Source organism: Bradyrhizobium sp. Kon56 (assembly GCF_055807635.1).
Genome location: NZ_JBVVOU010000577.1, coordinates 1 through 243, shown reverse-complemented (window position 1 = coordinate 243; position 243 = coordinate 1). Strand labels below are relative to the sequence as shown.

Genomic DNA, 243 nt, shown 5'->3' with positions numbered 1-243 from the left:
AGTTGCTATTTGAAGATATCAGCGCGATTCCAGCCAGTGACATGGTCCTGCCGCTGCCCAGCGACCTGCGGCTCAAGCGCGTCACCGACCAACTGATTGCCCGGCCGGGCATGCGCAAAAGCCTGGCGGAGTGGGGCGGCGAGGTTGGCGCTACCGAGCGCACCCTGACCCGTCTGTTTCGCCGGCAGACCGGGTTGTGCCACACCCAGTGGCACAATCGCCTGCTGCTGGTGGAGGCTTATC

At 64.2% G+C, this 243-nt stretch carries 1 pseudogene; it reads left to right on the top strand.

Annotation, left to right across the window (positions count from 1 at the left end):
- Positions 1-243 (top strand): annotated as a pseudogene (locus AC0L3B_RS40115) (AraC family transcriptional regulator); the annotation flags it as partial.